The sequence below is a fragment of the Ruegeria sp. CK2 genome (assembly GCF_056536585.1).
On record NZ_JBQFPW010000030.1, the window covers coordinates 1 to 16,589 of the forward strand.

At 50.6% G+C, this 16,589-nt stretch carries 15 protein-coding genes; 4 read left to right on the top strand and 11 right to left on the bottom strand.

The window, feature by feature from the left end:
* Window positions 1–116: 116 nt before the first annotated feature.
* Both ACR0BU_RS24060 and ACR0BU_RS24065 read right to left on the bottom strand, forming a co-directional pair.
* The gene (locus tag ACR0BU_RS24060) at window positions 117–329 is read right to left on the bottom strand and encodes a hypothetical protein (protein ID WP_480755777.1); all 213 of its coding nucleotides are present in this window, start codon (window positions 327–329) and stop codon (window positions 117–119) included.
* A gap of 20 nt (window positions 330–349) precedes the next feature.
* The gene (locus ACR0BU_RS24065; RefSeq protein ID WP_480739445.1) at window positions 350–1,441 is read right to left on the bottom strand and encodes a hypothetical protein; all 1,092 of its coding nucleotides are present in this window, start codon (window positions 1,439–1,441) and stop codon (window positions 350–352) included.
* Window positions 1,442–2,259: 818 nt separating this feature from the next.
* On the opposite strand from ACR0BU_RS24065, the gene ACR0BU_RS24070 reads away from it, so the two are divergent.
* On the top strand, window positions 2,260–2,382 hold the full coding sequence (locus ACR0BU_RS24070; RefSeq protein WP_480739444.1) for a hypothetical protein: 123 nt from the start codon (window positions 2,260–2,262) through the stop codon (window positions 2,380–2,382).
* Between the two features lie 330 nt (window positions 2,383–2,712).
* Here the strand turns inward: ACR0BU_RS24070 and ACR0BU_RS24075 are convergent, their stop codons facing one another.
* Together ACR0BU_RS24075 and ACR0BU_RS24080 are read right to left on the bottom strand one after the other, a co-directional pair.
* Window positions 2,713–5,133, bottom strand: a complete 2,421-nt coding sequence (locus ACR0BU_RS24075; RefSeq protein ID WP_480739442.1) for an autotransporter outer membrane beta-barrel domain-containing protein — start codon at window positions 5,131–5,133, stop codon at window positions 2,713–2,715.
* A gap of 565 nt (window positions 5,134–5,698) precedes the next feature.
* Window positions 5,699–5,986, bottom strand: a complete 288-nt coding sequence (locus ACR0BU_RS24080) for a hypothetical protein (protein ID WP_480739440.1) — start codon at window positions 5,984–5,986, stop codon at window positions 5,699–5,701.
* 510 nt (window positions 5,987–6,496) lie between these two features.
* Between ACR0BU_RS24080 and ACR0BU_RS24085 the strand changes: the two genes are divergently transcribed.
* Both ACR0BU_RS24085 and ACR0BU_RS24090 read left to right on the top strand, forming a co-directional pair.
* Window positions 6,497–6,727 (top strand): type II toxin-antitoxin system CcdA family antitoxin, encoded by a 231-nt coding sequence (locus ACR0BU_RS24085; RefSeq protein ID WP_480739439.1) that lies wholly within the window; start codon window positions 6,497–6,499, stop codon window positions 6,725–6,727.
* Window positions 6,727–6,987 (top strand): CcdB family protein, encoded by a 261-nt coding sequence (locus ACR0BU_RS24090; RefSeq protein WP_480739437.1) that lies wholly within the window; start codon window positions 6,727–6,729, stop codon window positions 6,985–6,987. Before ACR0BU_RS24085 ends, ACR0BU_RS24090 begins: the two co-directional genes overlap by 1 nt.
* Window positions 6,988–7,102: 115 nt before the next feature.
* Here ACR0BU_RS24090 and ACR0BU_RS24095 read toward each other — a convergent pair whose 3' ends face one another.
* From ACR0BU_RS24095 to ACR0BU_RS24110, 4 genes are all read right to left on the bottom strand, one after another.
* Complete coding sequence (locus tag ACR0BU_RS24095; RefSeq protein ID WP_480739435.1) at window positions 7,103–8,119, bottom strand: mevalonate kinase family protein; 1,017 nt, start codon at window positions 8,117–8,119, stop codon at window positions 7,103–7,105.
* Between the two features lie 286 nt (window positions 8,120–8,405).
* Window positions 8,406–10,136: an HAD family hydrolase gene (locus tag ACR0BU_RS24100; protein WP_480739433.1), complete on the bottom strand. Its 1,731-nt coding sequence runs from the start codon at window positions 10,134–10,136 to the stop codon at window positions 8,406–8,408.
* A gap of 1,176 nt (window positions 10,137–11,312) precedes the next feature.
* Window positions 11,313–11,855 (bottom strand): hypothetical protein, encoded by a 543-nt coding sequence (locus ACR0BU_RS24105; protein ID WP_480739432.1) that lies wholly within the window; start codon window positions 11,853–11,855, stop codon window positions 11,313–11,315.
* A gap of 113 nt (window positions 11,856–11,968) precedes the next feature.
* Complete coding sequence (locus tag ACR0BU_RS24110) at window positions 11,969–12,655, bottom strand: autotransporter domain-containing protein (RefSeq protein ID WP_480739431.1); 687 nt, start codon at window positions 12,653–12,655, stop codon at window positions 11,969–11,971.
* 926 nt (window positions 12,656–13,581) lie between these two features.
* Here ACR0BU_RS24110 and ACR0BU_RS24115 point away from each other — a divergent pair.
* Window positions 13,582–13,854, top strand: a complete 273-nt coding sequence (locus tag ACR0BU_RS24115; RefSeq protein WP_480739429.1) for a Fic family protein — start codon at window positions 13,582–13,584, stop codon at window positions 13,852–13,854.
* Between the two features lie 453 nt (window positions 13,855–14,307).
* On the opposite strand, the gene ACR0BU_RS24120 is transcribed toward ACR0BU_RS24115, so the two are convergent.
* The 3 genes from ACR0BU_RS24120 to ACR0BU_RS24130 all read right to left on the bottom strand — a co-directional run bounded on the left by ACR0BU_RS24120 (window position 14,308) and on the right by ACR0BU_RS24130 (window position 15,971).
* Window positions 14,308–14,631 carry an H-NS histone family protein gene (locus tag ACR0BU_RS24120; RefSeq protein ID WP_480739428.1) on the bottom strand — a complete coding sequence of 108 codons (324 nt, stop codon included), beginning with the start codon at window positions 14,629–14,631 and terminating at the stop codon, window positions 14,308–14,310.
* Window positions 14,632–15,191: 560 nt separating this feature from the next.
* Window positions 15,192–15,653 carry a nuclear transport factor 2 family protein gene (locus tag ACR0BU_RS24125; RefSeq protein WP_299084934.1) on the bottom strand — a complete coding sequence of 154 codons (462 nt, stop codon included), beginning with the start codon at window positions 15,651–15,653 and terminating at the stop codon, window positions 15,192–15,194.
* A 90-nt stretch (window positions 15,654–15,743) separates the two neighbouring features.
* Window positions 15,744–15,971 (bottom strand): hypothetical protein, encoded by a 228-nt coding sequence (locus ACR0BU_RS24130; protein ID WP_480739426.1) that lies wholly within the window; start codon window positions 15,969–15,971, stop codon window positions 15,744–15,746.
* Between the last annotated feature and the right edge of the window lie 618 nt (window positions 15,972–16,589).

Here is a 16,589-nt window from a genome sequence, read left to right on the forward strand (position 1 = left end):
TGATTCATTTCCATGAATTCTGTGCGCCCTCTCTTTGGCATAGCCACTGAAAAGATCGCACAAAAGATGGTCACATTAACAATAGTTATCGACTATACTTTAATAGAGTATCAATATCAGACTTCGAGCCCAACATAGCGAGTGACGTGATGCGGACGCGGCCCGCCATCAGAAAAGTTGGCCGAGATCACGTACCCTGAACCAGGCAAATTTTTGAAAGCGTTGTAGGTTGTTGTAGATAAATTCTGTACGTCAACCGCCGTGGCATTAACGTTCGAACCTGAAGGCACTGTAATTGTTGTTCGTCCATCCGAGCCAATAATTGTCATGAAGTAGTACCCTGTCTTAGCTAAGTTGTCATCTTGCAGAGTCTCACCGGCGCACCCGGTTCGGCCAAAACCGCGAACAGGGTCACCCCTTCCAGAGCTGCCCCTACCACGTGATTAATCTTCGCTGCCTCCGCCAGAGTTCCATTTGTCGTGATGTCGTACACAACGAGTTGGTTGTAGGGCTGGTCTTCGGGCGCTGAGCGCACCAGAACCGAAAGTCGGTCTTCAGATAGGGCCAGCGGCCCTCCCCCTACGATCTCGTAAGGTGAATGTCCCGGAACCATCAGGAGGGTCCGACCGTCAGCTGCAGCGAAACCACCGCCGGCGGAGACCGCGACGGTCAAACCTTCCGCAGTAAGGTTCCCAGCCGGCATTCTATTGAGCGTGGACAGTATGGAAGCATGCTGGATCGCTGTTCCCGCTCGCGGCATCAGTATCCAGATGTTCAGGGTATCCGCACTGGCAGCAATAGTGAACAAGGATGCGCTGCCCGAAAGCTCTGCACCGAACCCGCGCATGTCCGACGGCCCGTCAATGAGACCAAGGGGTTCACCCTCTCTTGACCGCAGTGCGATGGCGCCGCGTGCTGCGTCCAGCAATCGAAGCGATCTACCATCAAGCTCGGGCGCTTCGAAGATACCAAAGGAGACGCCGTCAGCGTTAATGAAGACTGAATGACCGAAAGCTTTTTCTTTGTCTGACTGAACGTGCCAAAGCAACGCGCCGCTCGAGACATCAAAGACATAAACTGCGCCGGTATGAAAAACCCCCGCTGGTTGCTCGACACCTGTACCATGGCTGTCGATGCGGGCAGCACCAATTGCAACGATGTCACCATCAAGCGCCACAGAACGACCGAAACCAGGCCCACCGGCAAACACGTCGCCGCGTGGAAGATGCAGTTCAATAGCCTCTGAAAGATCGACCGAGACAATGAAGGCGCGTCCAATATCAGGAAATCCTACAGCCACATGCCCTTTGTCCACGACGATCTCGGCTGTCTGGACTTTGGAAGCATTGAACGGGAAAGGAAAATTCCAGCAATCTGCTGATGCGTCAGTAGCTATGAGGGTGAAGACCACAGCAACAATTCTGCACAAGTCGCGTCGCATCCCTCTCTCACCTTATTGGCGATTTTTTAGCGATCACTTCGAAGGTCAATCACTTCGTTCATTGCATGATACTAGAACCAGGTTGCTGTATTCGGAAATACTCCAATCCTATAATTACATATACATCAGCTATGATTGGACCTGCGCCTGGTAGGCTTCCGTTTTGTCAACGCGGCCTATGCTTAACGGCAAATTTCATTTGGATAAACTAAAGAAGTTCTCCAATTGTTCCGCATGACCTCCTGGCCCAACCGAATCCCCTTCGACCTTCACAAACAACTTGAGTCCCACCGTGTCGACGACTGGCAAGCAGCTGTGCCTGCCTGATCGAATATCCACGGGCTGAAGATCAAACTACAATGATGGCGTCGCCTGGAGCGTCGGATCGCATAGCTGCACGAGCGTCACTATACAGCCAAGTCACAGGATCACTGGGCGGAAATCAATGAGTGGTTAAAGCGCCATGACCTGCCTGCCCCAGACAGGTTACCTAGCTGGCCCGAACCGGACGCAATCACGCGCCACAAGGCGCAGGAATTACTCTGAACATCATTACGGACATTCAAGGGTTACAACTAATAAGGGATACTTTCCAACAGAAACTACGCTCCTTTTAATGGGACAGCCTTGCGCTCGGTCAATCATTCTCAATAAGGCACCTAAGTGGGTTTGGGATCGCGCCAGACCTTCTTTACGACAAGCCCGAATTGGTAAGAATAAGCCCTAAGTGCCCGAAGCATGCGTAATTGTGCTGACCGTGATCAGAGGTGGGGCTCCCGATATGATCACAGAAGATCTGTGTACATGGGAGATTTCGAATGGAGTATTTTGCGGGCTTGGATGTTTCGCTGTGGTCCTGCGCGATCTGTGTTGTCGACGGCAAGGGCGCGGTTCTGCATGAGCGAGAGCTGCCTTGTCAGATTGAGGAGATCGCGAGGTAGGGATCGAGGTCGGCAAGTGGATGTATCTCTATCGAGCGGTAGATCAAGCAGGATCACTGCTTTACAAAGCGGCGGGTTCGCCACATGTGTGGGTTTAGCTTGCCAAGTCTCGAGTTTGGATTGATAGCGAAGCTCAGCTCTTCCAGCCGATGGGTTCAATATCTTTGACACGCTTTACCCTCCTGCAGGATTTCGCCTTCGTAGGGCCCATGGCCCTATGGACTGCGTCGGTCTTGTCCTGTGACGGTCGCGCATGGGTTCCAAGCAACAAAAGCAGTCGAACGCCTCACCATAGCTCAAGCCGGTGAAGCGCTCTCCCGTCAACATGACTTAGAACCTGAACGAGGCATTCAGGTTGAGGCCCTGGTTTTGGGCGAGATCACCGAACTCACTGTAGTAGTTCAGGTTGAAGAGGACGCCCTCCACCTGGTGTCTCAGGCCGAGCGCGACCAGGAATGTGTTCTCTTCAACGGGCGCACCGGTCACGGTAAAGACATCGCTGCTTCCGTCAAAGCTCATGGTCTTTTCCGGATCCAGATCACCAAGCGCGCGGCGCCAGCCAAGGCTCCCGCTCAGCAAGGCTGCGTTATTGCCGAAGCCCGCGAACTCCCGCTCAAACCGGGTACCCAGTGAGAAGACACCCACAGCCTGTGAAGAGGTGCTGGCAGAGAGCGCAGCTGCGCCCCCGTCCTCAACAAAATCGTTCGTGCGCTGGTTGATGAGAGCCAACCCGGTGAAGGGCTCAATCCGGGCGATCCGGGTTGTGTGGGTGTAGCCAACCTCACCAAAGGCCTGGAACGTGGTGGCCGCATAATCTGCGCTCAGCGCATCAGAAAAGCTGCCGATGGTCACATCCCGCTCAGTGGTGATGCTGTGCCAGGCATTGCTTGCCCCGAACCGAAAGCCAAAGTTGTTCAACTGATAACCGGCATAGGCGCCCAGAACAAAACTGTCGGCATCTCCCGAAGAGTCCCGGTCATCAACGGTCATGCTGCTATTGCCATAGCCGCCAAACAGACCGACCCGCCAGCCACTGTGGGTCTTTGTGTCGAGACCAGCAAAAAAGCCAGCAGTCAGGCTGTCCAGTGCAGCCGTCTCGTCGGTTTCACTGATAGAGCTCCAGTTTCCGTAGCCCTCAAACCAGGCCATGGGGGTTCCGGTATTTAAGTCTGCGTCAGCTCCGTTGAGAGCAACGGCCTGTGGGGTGCCTGCGGCGACACTGTCGAAGGCGCTGCGGAGACGGGTGTTGACGGCATTGCGACCAATACTGTTGTTCTGGATCAGCAAGCCATCGATCGAAGCGTGGGCTTCCCCGGAAAGATCATCAAAGGCACGCCGCGCATCCTCTTCGCTGAGCCCGAGGATCGCGCTGAAGACATCATTGTCCGCGCCCAGGCTGTTGACACCGATCGCTACGTTTCTTTGGTTCTCCGTGTCGGTAATGTCATGAAAGCCCCTTTCGTTACGCTCAAGGATGAGGATGACCTCGTTGGCCTCATAATCCAGGTTGGAATCCAAAAACGCGAAGGTATCGGTGACATTCTCAAAGGTACCAACGACACCACCGCTGGCCGTCAGGATGATATACCGTGTGGAGGGCGCATAGGTGATGCCGGTATCCGTGCCATTCTCTGCTGATACGTGGACTGTCGCTCCGCTAATCCTCGCCTCACCAGTAACAGCCAGACGGTCGCCATCCCCATCTCTGTTCACCTCAACAGCGTAGGTTGAGCCTGAGGTGAGAGTGATTTCCCCGTCTACATTCAATGTGCCGATGGAATTTCCCGGTGCAAGCGTTGATCCCCTGTTCAAGGTCACCGCGCCAACCGTACCGTCACCACCAAGTACACCACCATCCAGCATAACCGCGCCATCAACGCGACCATTTACCAGCAGTGCACCTTCGGACACCGTTGTGCCCCCGGTATAGTCGCTGTCACCGGTCAGGGTCAGCGTACCTGAACCGGCCTTTCTGAGGGAACCCGCGCCCGAGATGTTGTGCGCGTAAGTGATCGCGTCAGAGGAAGCAAAAACCAACGAACTGTTGTTGATAATATCACCGATTATGCTACCACCGCCAGCCAACCGCAAAGTACCACCCACAATCATCGTATCGCCGGTGTAGGTGTTAGCGCCGGTTAGCGTTAGCGTGCCGGAGCCCTCTTTTGTGAGGCCGCCCGTGCCCGAGATGTTGGAAGAGACGGTCAGGGTTGTGTCTGCGGCTGTATCCAGATTTCCGCCACCATTTGACAGGGTTACGTTTGAGGCCAGCGCCATATCTTCGGTGGTTGCCAGCGTACCACCATCGAAGGTCACATCGCCCGTGCCGAGGGCATTTGCCGAGGCAATAGCCAAAGTGCCGCCCACAATTGTGATGCCACCAGTGTAGGTGTTCTGACCGGTCAGAATTGTTGTGCCGTTCTCGACCAGAACAGAGCCCGCGCCACTAATCGCAGTCCCAAACTCATAGTCGGTATTGGTGTGATTGAAGACCAGCTGGCTGGTGCCCCCTAGGGGAAGTGGCTTGTGGAAGTCGACAAATCCAGCCGCAACAGCCGCCTCCCCCGAAGCCGCACCAATGTTAAACGTTAGGTGACCATCAGAGTGCGCGCTGTATGGGCCAGCATTTGCCTCCTCCTGCGAGATATGTCTGGGTACTGGATCCGCTATGCAAGCATAAGTACAATTGGGATCACGCTGGACATAATCGTACACAGTGTAGTTCCCAGGTGCCTCATGGATCCTGAACATTCCGCCATTCGAGATCGTAATGGTTGCAGTCTGGACATCGGCGTAACTGTCGAGGAAGCTCAAATGCCCGCTTGACCGCGGAGTTACCTCCAATAGGGAGCCCTCACCGTCGATTTCAAGTTCAGTTTCATGAGCGCAGTCAGAGTCCGGGATTCGATTGTTTCGCGGATCTATGCAATAAAGATCCAAACCGAACGAAAGTGCACGCCCATCGGCCCTAATGACTCCACCGTCGGCAATACTGATTTTTCCGTGCTGATGTGGTCTTGAATAGATGCTGATAGATGGGGCCTCCACAACCGCTCCCGCACCAGTGACGGAAAACTCGCCGCCGTATACAGTTATGCCATTGGATGTTACAAACCGCTGCCCATCAGAAACCTTAAAACTACCATTAGGACCATACTCATCGCCGACCAAGAGGCTTGCAGAACCGATATCCAGCGTGCTGCCGTCATGGCTCAACGGTGCTCTGTTCTCACTATCAACGACTCCAACAAAGTCATCGAAAGTATCAAATCTGGGAGGGCTGGGATTGTAGTGCAAGATCCCAAACCCCAGCCCATCAAGCCACTCTACATCCGCCCGGGCAGGAGATAACCCCAGCCCAGGTATCAGAATGGCGCAGGTTACCGCAAACACCGTTGTCTGCGCCAAGCCGCAGCGATGAAGCGATGAAGCGATGAAGCGATGAAGCGATGAAGCGATGAAGCGATGAAGCGATGAAGCGATGAAGCGATGAAGCGATGAAGCGATTGTACGGCGGGCCCATCTGATATACAAGTAAATTAATGATTTTATTGTATATTTTTATGATTTTGAATCGATCATTCGTTATCAGTTGCACACGCATCCAGATACTCCCCATACAGATCACCAGACCGGAAACATCGGCCTAATTTGAACCTAAAAGTAACGCCACAGAAAAGGTTGCCCCTCCCTGGCCCCAAGCCTTACCGCCCCCCCCCGAGGGAGGAGGCGGCTGAGTTGCAGTTGTGTCAAAAAAGCTCCACTCAATGTGCTGGTACAAAAAATCCTAAAACCTGCTCGACACATTGAGAAATACCGAAGTGCTATACATTAATAGACACGGGCTATGTTGAGGCCTGCAGATTTGGGCGAGGGCCCACGTGAGCCAAGTCTGGGGATCAACGTCGTTGAGTTTGGCGGTTCGATCGGTTCGGGTCGAAGATTTGGCAGCAGAATTCGACCTCAACCCAGATGAAATGGTGGGAGACTCAGGGCATCAAGTGCTATGTGTCAGATTCCCCTGAAGAAAATTCAGTACCTGTTGGTTTCTCATGCGCATAGTAGATGCGCATAATGCTTGTTGATACTTTTGGCACATGCGGAGATCTATCAATTGAATGCCCAATCACGAAAACCAACTAATCTGTCGCTCGACAGTGTCTTACTTTCTGAAGCCAAGGCGCTGAAAGTAAACCTATCGCGCGCGGCCGAAGATGGGGTACGTATAGCCGTTGCTGCTGCAAAGGTAGAACAATGGAAAACTGAAAATGCTGCAGCTCTGAGAAGCTCCAATTCTTATGTGGAGAGACACGGGCTACCACTGGAAAGCTTCAAGCAATTCTAATGCCAAAGTACGATGTTTATTCCAACCCTTCTGGTGATGGATTCCTTCTGGATATTCAAACTGATCTTTTGAGTGATCTGAACACGCGTGTTGTTGTGCCGCTTTTGCCGAAATCGAAAGCTCCAAAACCTGCGACCCGGCTCAACCCAGTATTCGGGATCGATGGTGAACTTGTCGTCATGGCCACCCAGTTTTTAGCGGCCGCGCCTGTTGGAATTCTCAAGTCTCAAGTAGGCGATCTCAAAGACGAGTTTGAATAGATCACAGTCGCCGTAGATATGCTCAAGCAGGGATTCTGATAAACGTAAGAGACACTGCCACGGCAGCAGTTGGCGCAACCACATGGGTATCCCAAAACCATAGTGATGCCGCAGATCATGGAGCTGCCCCCTGCGCTGTCCCTGAAGCAGAAATCTTTAGAGACGCCCAGCGGAGGTTTACATAGTCAGTCATGAGCGCCTTCATGGCATTTTCATCTTCCATGTAGATTAAAACCACTCCCCCTTGTTCTCCTCTTATTGATCCGGCTCCACAAACCTTTGCTGCGCCCCCTGCTCTTTCCACAGCTTTGACAAAGCTTTGTGTCACAGGTGGCACCACACCAATTCGAACCAAAAGCCGATGATTGTGCCGCAGTGTTTTTGTCGGATTAGCGCATGTTTCAAGGTCAGATTGCAGAGCGTTGGTGCAACTACTGAACTCTTGCCACAACGCAACGTCTTTTTCATAAGCCCGTCGCACCGCCGCTACGCATTCTCCTATGGAACTTACAGGTCTTCCGTACGAAATCCAGTACCAGCCATCTCCTCTCCACAACGAGTGATGCCGAGGAATGTTTGGACGACTGACCTGATCACCATCTACTCTGCTCACCCCACCATAGACGACGGAGGATGCATCAATAGCGTTACCTTTTCCGTGTCGCAGCCGCTCGCAAAAACGAATTTGCTCAATTCGCTCTTCCGGTGTCAGGGTTTCATTGAACATGTTTTCGTAAAGTGCAAATGTTGCTGCGATTGCAGCCGTCCACGATCCTGTCCCCATCCCCAAAGGCAACGATGAACGACATCCCAGCGTTCCTGAAACCGGTATTTGCTGGTCATCGCCAACTTTGGGCATTGGCAATCGTTGTATGAATGACGCCACGGCATACATCACCAGATCATCTGGCCGCTGTAGAATGTCTTGAACCTGCAACTTGCCGCACACAAACAGTTCAAACCGGCGATCAAGTGACTGTTTGAAGTCTTCAAGCATCGTAAATGGATAAAACTCACCACATGAAGCTTGCTCGAAATCAGTGAACAGTCCTCCACTGCCGTGGATTGGCCTCAGCCAGACCTCTGTATAGTAAGCAATCGATGCGGCGAGAACCGGCGCTCCATACATCATCGAGTGTTCCCCCGACAAGATTATTCTGCCGGGAGCATGGGCTCGGAGAGTATTAGCTGGAAGCGTTGACGCGACGACGTTTATGCTCATCAATCTCGGGCCAATCTATACAAACCCCTCGCCAGTTGAGGTAGTTCAGCATTGCTCGCATTTTGTGGGTCAGGTACTGGCTTGAGAGCCAGATAGGCATCATGGCCGACTGTTTTCGACGAGGTTTGCAGCGTCCTGACCAGTAGCCGGACAGAAGGCCAACCGAATGTTAGAGATTGGAGTTCGAGCATAATTGTTAATCTCTTTTGTCAGTCCAGCTCATCAAATTCATTGCCTCAAGGGCGAAAGAGGAGCAAAGTTCTCTGCTTCCAAAATAAGTGTTGGACGTTGGAGCAATGAACAGCCCGTACATCGGCCAGCCGCCATCCTCCAACTGACTATCCAGCAGTTTTAAAAAATCGATGCGATTGACAATTCCCAGGTTTTTCATCGCAATAACCCTTAATGCTCGTTCGAGCGCAAAAGGGGTAAGGTCAACGCGTGAAATGAGCCGTTCAGTAAGGGGCCTCAAAAACCTGTTAAACCTATCGGGAAAGTCGACAATTAATCGCGACAAAAAGAAAAGAAATACATCTGGAGCCGGATAGTATCGTGTGCCTCCAAGGAATATGTCACGAGTCAAAAAGTCAAAAATAAAGTCTTCAGTTTCCCCCAATTCGTTTCTGCGCCCCAAACCTATTTGGTTTAAAAAATACAATACGTTTGTAGCGACAATAGCATCTACCCTGGGTCGAGTGTCGTCAAAGTATACCTGAATTATCCCATCTTCATTTCTATTATCAATCATGTCCTCTGCTAAAGTAAGTGCGTCGTCACTCTTTATCTTGTTGTTGCCTACTAGAAATGACAAAATCATGGATGTTGTATCCAGGTCGTCAGGAAAATCTAACGGGCGTGCCTCGTTCCTATAAAAGCACCAGCGAAGCTTATTTTTTCCATCATGCCTCAATATTTCCCGCGACATCGCCTTTATTATATCGTCAGGCAAGGACGACAAAGAGTGTAGAATAACAGCGGTTGAGAATATTTCCTTAGAGAAATCAGCACTGGCAATAAGCTCTACATCATCGCCGACAAAGCTTCTACAAAGTGGGAATTTACGCAAGCGCTTGTTCAAATATGAGCGTCCCAACTCCTTTCTGTTTTCGCATGCGAAGGTGAAGGAATTTTGCTTCTTTGAAACCCCGCCTTTGGCAGCCTGATGTGTAAAACTTCTTCGGGAATACTTAACCGTACTCAAACCTAGTTTCCGGGCTTGCTCCAGATTCGCTGAGTTATCATCTACTAATACGGCACACTCCACATTTACGGATGAATCCGAAATGATGTATTCAAATATGTCGCTATTTGGCTTCCTGCATTGAAGAAATGCGGAGATATAAATGCCATCAAAATACTTCCAGAAGTCAAATCTCTTATATAAGAGCTCAAACGACTCCATATCCACATTTGAAAGACAGAGTATCTTCTTATTTTTTTGATGCAAAACCTGTAATAACGCTAAGACTGTCTGATTGACCCGCAAACTCGTAACGCTTAAATCCAAGATTTCCTTTAGCTTATCGTAAGGTGTTTGCAGTTCACTGCTAAGTAATGTCAGTGCGATATCTTTGCTGATAGATCCCTGTTCCAAATCTCGCCAGATAGGATGATTTACCAATTTTCTTACATCGCTCACCCCTTCGGCGACCGATGTTGTGTGGATCGAGTCCCAGTCTATAACCACATCACCCAAATCAAAAATAATCGTTTCGTATGTTTCCAGCACACTCAGCATTTCGCGAAATCTGGGGTCTGTCGCTGCCTCTGATCGCTCCACCATCGCTCCTGTTGCATTTTCCAAAGATTGAGGGTTATCAACTTGCGACGCCTCGGGTCTGATATCAGACGCCGTGTCATTGGATCGTAATGATTTAGAAGAACTCGAAGGCGCTTGGGCTCCAATATCAACTCGAGATGAAGACATTTTTTTATCCACCCTTCTAGAATCCAAAGACAAGCCTCTCGATGCGCGCGCTGCATATATCGGCAACGAGTTCAAAAAGCACTGTTCATTCTGATAGATTGGGTTTCACAAAGAAACGCTAAGTAATCTAGCCCTCAACGGACTTCAAAGCTCGTTACTGCACATTGAATAAATGTTTTGCACACAGAGTACAGAATAAAACAGCGCTTGAATGACAAGGCGAAGTACCCGGGCCATAATTCTCCCTTCTCTGCTAACGGCATCTGGAATCCGATCGTGATTCTCATCGGAGCTTTTGTGGCGGTGATTCGTGTGAAGGAGCGAAGATATTGGCTGATATACATGCTCGATAAAGCGCAACTAGACTTGTAGATGCAAGATGTCGTTACAATTATCTGCTCAATTTCTGCTGTCCACGAGCACTCGATTACATCACTGCAACGAAAATTGGAATTTCGCATCGCTGATTGTGCACTCATTGCGATTTCTTTTTAAATTTCAAAAAAATCCACCTAACTCATACTTCTGGCATAAAAAATTGGAGCGAAGTCTGTAATTACTCTGCCTTCCTGTTGAATGCGATATCTTCAGCTTTCTAGCCCATCCGAATCATTACTTAGGCAACTTTTGGTAAATACCTTTTCAATACGTCGCGCGTTTGCTGCGCGTCAAACTCCACCAGCGGATAGACTTCACGTAAATCTGTCGCAGGAAAGACGCCAATCCAGCGCTCAGCACCTTGGCAGGTTCTCTCTATTCGGGGGTAGGAATTGCACAAATCCGTAATGACCACGGATTACCAGAGGCATTTCGATGTTATCAGGTCATTCAATTCAAGTTCTCCAAATTCCGTGAATAAGGATCGAAGATCATTCAGATAGCATATGGTAACGTGCCGGTACACCCGATTGAACCACAGAATAGTCTGACGCCATTTCGCGACGTCAGATCGAATCTGAACAGAGCGTATTCCTACTTGCCAAAACTAGTGCCTGATTTCCGCCGACACGGCTGCTAAAATACAGTAGACCGTCAATCCCCCAGACAGTGCTACATGAAAAAGGCAGATGATCCGATTACCCCAGAACACGGCTTTAGAAGCGCTTCACATCCCGACCATTACTCAAGGCGTGGGCGGCAATCTCGACTTTGGTAGCAAAGGACTCCATCGAGCCCTCATAGGATTAGAGGTATAACAGGAGCCGATCGCTTCATTGCCAGCGCTTCGAATGCCTCTTTGCGTGTCGGCATAGTGTTACAAACAAGATCGGAAATCTGTCGTTCGATCCTGGAACCCTCTTTCTCGCACCATGCCAGTATTGCAGCAGTATCTTCGTCGTTCCCGGCTTCAAACCAATGGGAAGTGTCAGAGTGATCTCCTTCCACAGCCCAACCACCCATAATAGTCATGACATCGATTGGGTCATAGAAAGCCCCAAATGCACCTGGAATTGACTTGCAGAACGACCACGCCGCGTTGTTTCTGGGCGCCTGGCTGATATCGTTTTCAAGCGTTTGCTCATCCGCGCAAATCTTTCGACCATGGTCGTATCTCGATGAGACGTATTCATACAGATTGTCAGCCAACTCGCTCTGTGCCCATTCCTTTGCATCTGAACCGACCCAGGATATCAAAGCACGGTCGCTTTCGGTGGTAAAGGCATCCGCTCTGGTGCCCTCGTGGTCATCGGTGATCAGTATGTGGACGGTAATGCTCATGCTGCGATCTCCTGGTACGCGTCTAGCTGGCCAAGTTTCGAATCCTTTGAGCAATCAACAGAGCTTCACAAAGCTCAGCTCAAGCCGTTGAAGCGCTCGCTCGTCAATATGACCTAGAACCTGAACGAAGCATCTATGTTGAAGCCTTGGTTCTGTGCGAGATCGCCGAATTCACTGTAGTAGTTCAGGTAGAAGAGGACGCCATCAACCTGGTGCCTCAGACCGAACTCGACCAGGATTGTATTCTTTTCAACGGGAGCACCGGTTACGGTAAAGACATCGTTGCTTCCGTTAAAGCGCATGGTCTTGACCGGTTCCAAATCGTCGAGGGCGTGATGCCAGCCGAGGCTGCCGTCGTTGACTCTTTTACCTTCAGCCACTACAAGGCGCTGCCCCTCGGAAACCTTAAACCTACCCTCAGAGCCACGGTGATTACCAATCTCAAAGCCAGTGCCATTGAGGCTCATGGTTCTCCCGCCATCACTCAACTCTACTTTGTTATAGCGATGATCCCCCAGCCCCACTAAGTCATGGAAAGTATAGAACTGATCAGATTCAACTATAAAGCTCCCCATATTATCCAGCCTCTCGTCTGCCTGAGCGGGAGACAATCCCAATCCGGGTGTCAGAATGGCGCAAGTTGCTGCCAGCGCTGTTGTCTGCATCAGAGCACCGCGACGGAGGCAAAGGATGAATTGGTAAGCTGCCCGGGCCGCAAGAAAAAGGCTGAATTCATCGCGGATATCGGTAATTTTTGATCGTAAACTCTGGCAGGCTTTCGTGGTAAAATACGTAAACATTCAGATATTCCCCACACAAAACATAAAACCGGAAACACCGATCCAACTTGGATTTAGAACTCAACAGCGCAGAAACCGTTGCTCTCTTTCTTGCCCCTAAATCTCGACAGTCAACTTAATCCCCCTCCTGGGGGAGGAGGGGGACGAGTGGTGGCAGACAGGTGGAAAGAAGTATCCACCCAACGCGCCGGTATCCAAATTTTAGAGCCTGCTCACCGCATTGGAAAATACCGAGACACTATACATTGATAGGCATTCGCTATCATCAGACTTGTCACCTACCAAAAAGGCGATGTGTTTACGCATGCCTCAAGTCAGCCCCAATGGGGCAGCCTAGATTGAGTAGACACGAGCGGGTTTCCAGCTCATCGTAACCAACAAAGAGTTGCGGTGTACAAATCATCCGGAACGAAATGGAGCCTTTGCGAGAAACTTGTCAAAGGCGATCGCCATGCGGAGTGCAAACGGGATGGAGCCAAAGAAAAAATCAGGCTTGCTCAGGACGACCTCCAGGGCGAGGACAGCATTGCTGAGTTATGCCACCAGGAAGGCATTGCGCAGAGGTTGTATACAGCTGGTCCAGGGAAGCCTTGAAGCGGGCAATACGGCACGCGCAGCTACCTCAACTTAACGCAACAAACTCAAGATATCATCGGAAAGACCGGAGCGAAGGTCATCACAAGGGCCGCGAGTTTCATGTTGCTGGCCGATAGCCGTGCGAGTTTCGAAATTGAAGGAGATAACCCACCAACCAATCGGCTTGAGCATTGCGCGCGCGCTATCTTGGAGGCGAGTAAGCGACCCCTTAACCAATCCGAGATTTACCAATTGCATGGCATTCTCATTGGTAATGATGATAGCTTTACTCCGATGGGTTACCGCGAAGACAGCGTTTTTTTGGTAAACTGCATCATCACAATGAACCCATGCCGGAGTTCATTGGCGGACGCGCTCAGGACGTTCCGGAGTTGATGACTGCGCTCAACAACTGCAGCAACAGGCTTCGGATTTCAGATACTCAGAATGTTGATCCGGTTTTACAGGCCACCTGTGCCGCTTTCGGCTTCATCTTCATTCTCCCGCTTGCTGACGGTAACGGGCGACTGCATCGCTTTCTCATTGATTATGTGCTGCCAGAGCGCGATTACATCCGGCGGGCAAGGTTTTCCTGTATCGAGCGTGATGCTCGACCGGATTAATGAATATCGGAATGCTCTGCAAAGACACTCATCGCCACTCATGAATTTTATTCAATGGCATGCCTTGCCGAATAGCAATGTTGAAGTCACCAACGAAACGACAGATTTATATCCGCTTTTTTGATTGCACGGCGAAAGCGGAGTTTCTGCACAAGTGCGTTCTGCGCACCATTGAAAAGGACCTGCCGGGTGAAATCGACTGCCTGAAGCGCCATGATGAAGCGACGCGCAATATCGTGAATACGATCGAGATCTCGGATCGCATAGCCGAAAATCTGATTATATTCATCTTGCAAAATCGAGGTGCGTTGCTCCGTAAGTAACGTAGTCGTAATCCGTTTGGTAAGCTAACATATGAAGAAATCAGCCTCATTGAAGGTATCATCAAAGATACCTTCAATGAGAATGAACAGTTGATTTGATCGCTGCCAAAATTGACTAGATAGTCAACTTTCAGATAGCCAGATCGTCGATTGACTTTCCGGCTTCCAGCGCCTCTTTCACCCATGCAGGTTTACGGCCACGTCCGGTCCATGTTTGGGATGGATCATCTGGGTTGGCATATTTCGGGGCGGTTTTGGTGGCTGTTTTCTTACCCTTACCGCTGTGCAGGGCAATAACGTCTTCAAACGCCACACCCAACTTATCCGCAATCGCGCGCATTTTTGTCAGTGCCGCTCGCAGCGCTTCTTTTTCCACTTCCACGGCACGCTTTTCGATTTTTGCCGCCAATTCTTTTAGTTCAGCGGCGCTCAGGCCGCTAATGTCTATCGACATATCATTCTCCTTACCTTTCGTTCTGATGCGACAAAGCAGAAAACGGTCTTCAGAGCAAGCATTGGCTGTTTAATCGCCGTTTTAACGCAGCAAACCTTCGCGAGTTTCAGCCTTCCACCTTTTAATCAGGTTCACCTGCCCCCCAAGCGCGACAGAACATGACCCCCAGAGGGCCAATTTCTCTGGAACCAATGTTCGATAAGCTTGACGGTAAAACCTACGGGGTTCTGGAAATGCGCCAGGTAACCAGTGTTCCGGAACTGATTTAGCGCACCAGCAGTAACCCCTTGAGTTGTAAGTTGCTCCTAGGCCAATTCGATGTAGGAAACAGCTAGCACTATCTTCCAATAAATATCTCGCGCTGAGGGTTGATAGGGACGATCAGCCTTTTCAAAGAGCGATTCAGCCTGCTGGGCCGTAGGATACCGCTCCGTCTTCACGCAGACCTATACCCAGGATATCGACGTCGAACCTTTTCTGCGCCTCGGGGTCGAGGCTGCGCATAGGTTATGGTCTTAATCTTGGGTACAGGGTGATCCTTTCCGTGAGTGATGTAAAATTTATTGCGCGACTTCGAAGTGGTCCTCGCGCAAGAGTGCTGTGCCGTCGGACTGCAGGGCCCACAGCTCTTTGGTGATGGTACCGTGCGCGCTGTTCATCTTCCAATCGGCCGACACTTGAGCGGTCGACAAGTCTTGGGAAACCACGGTTGTCGTATTGAAATAGATGACATCGTCAAAACCACCTTCGACCAATTGAGCCCAGAAGGCTTCGATCTCCGAACGGCCTTTGAAAGTGCCGAAAGGTTTGGCAACCATGATCGCATCTTCTTCATACATTGCAGCGGCACCGGCAGCATCGCCTGCGTTAAACGCATCACGCCATTGGCGGCTTGCAGTGGCCACGGCTGTGCTGAGTTCAAACTCAGTAGCAGCGCGCGTTTCCGCTTCCTCTGCAAAGCTGGGGTTGGAAATCGAAGTGGCAAGGGTCATGGCAAGAGCTACAACTTTGACAAGTTTCATAGGAAGGGTCCTTTCAAGTCAGTTCAGAGGCTTAGCCACACTCGAAATGCGTGACCTTGGGATCTTCGGCGCGACGTGAGATGAGTTTGGCTAAATCGCCGCGCTCGATGCGCCAGTCGATATAGGCATCAAAAGCTGTGGTGGTGCTTCATTGTTCGATGACCAGGACAGTCTTTGGGTCTTCAGGGAGATCCCGATTTCTGCGCTCGTGCAGCAGATATAGCTGCGTGTATCTGGTAGGATGTCGGTCAGAAACGCCTGCAGCGCCTCGCCGGCGCCGTCTTTCGGGGTCAATTCAAATTGCGTTAAGGTTGCCATGTTGCTCTGTCTGGTTGGATGGATGGAGCACGGTGTTGGGAGAACAGGCACTGTACGATCCGTGCTTGGGGTGATTGAGTAAAATCAACCTTTCAAGAAAGCCAGTGTCACGGCAGTAGCAAAGCCGGTTGAGATTTTTGTTAGGTTGAACATTTGAAGTCTCCTTCAGTGTTGACCAAGAGATACGATAATTCATTTGTTCTAAAAACAGGCTTTAAACGAACTAACTGTCCGATAACATCGAACAAAAGGCTGTCAGCTGGGAGTACATGCGGTCGACACCGCTACAGATGGTGTGGCCCGGGATGGCGGTTGTAATCTGTGTCCTCTCAATCAACTTGGTCGGCGACGCGCTCCGGGATGCTCTGTCCAAAAAAGAGATCAAGTGACAACATACTGCTTTCTGCACATTGCCGAAGTTCTGAAGCAGAGAAGCTGCTCGGCAGCGAATTGGAGCTTTGTCCGTAGCGCTGTTGTTAGTCCTCTCAGAGCCTTACTTGGACATTGAAATCTTGGATTAGCCGTATTTATTGAGAGCTTCGGACACAGACAGTCGCGGTACCGACAAGAGCCCATTGGGTTTGGTCTCTGCAGCTTCCATGTCGAGATTGAAAATCT